Below are 677 nucleotides of genomic sequence, written 5' to 3'. Positions count from 1 at the left end.
GCGATGTTCGACGCCACGAAAAGGCACACCCCGACCGGCGGCGTGGTCAGGCCGATCATCAGGTTCAGCACCGCAAAGCAGGCAAAATGGATGGGGTCGATGCCCACGGCCATGGCCAGCGCCTGAAGGGGCACGAACAGGATGATCAGCGCCGCGATGGTTTCCATGAACATGCCCACGAACAGCAGCAGCAGGTTGATCAGCAGGATCACAAGGAACTTGTTGGTCGTGATCGACAGCACGGTATCGGCCAGCATCTGCGGGATGCGTTCGGACACCAGAATCCAGCCGAAGACATTTGCCGTGCCGACCAGCACCAGAATGCCGGCCGAACTGATGGCGCTGTCGATGATGATCCTGGGGATGCGCGCCACCGGCAGTTCGCGGTAGATGAACAGACCGACAAGCGCCGCGTAAAGGCAGGCGACGACCGCGGTTTCCGTGGGCGTGGTCACGCCGATCAGCAGCCCGCCGACGATCAGCCCGGTCATGGCGATGGCCCAGATCGCCCCGGTGAACGAGGTGAACAGTTCCCGCATCCCCTGCCAGGCTTCGCGCGGGAAGTTCTTTTTCCTGGCGATGAAATAGGTGGTCACCATCATGGCAAAGCCCATCAGCAGGCCCGGAATGGCGCCCGCCAGAAACAGCTTGCCGACCGAAAGGCCCGACAGCGACCC

Annotated in this window: 1 protein-coding gene; it reads right to left on the bottom strand. The window is 62.3% G+C overall.

Annotated features, from left to right (window positions below; translation table 11 throughout):
• Positions 1 to 677, bottom strand: a 677-nt coding sequence (locus tag C5F44_RS17720) for a TRAP transporter large permease (protein WP_146161998.1), incomplete at both ends; no start/stop codon positions are given.

Origin of the sequence: Fuscovulum blasticum DSM 2131 (assembly GCF_003034965.1) — a bacterium.
Lineage (GTDB): Bacteria > Pseudomonadota > Alphaproteobacteria > Rhodobacterales > Rhodobacteraceae > Pseudogemmobacter > Pseudogemmobacter blasticus.
The sequence above is the reverse complement of the archived record's forward strand: the minus strand, read 5'-3'. Positions and strand labels throughout refer to the sequence as shown.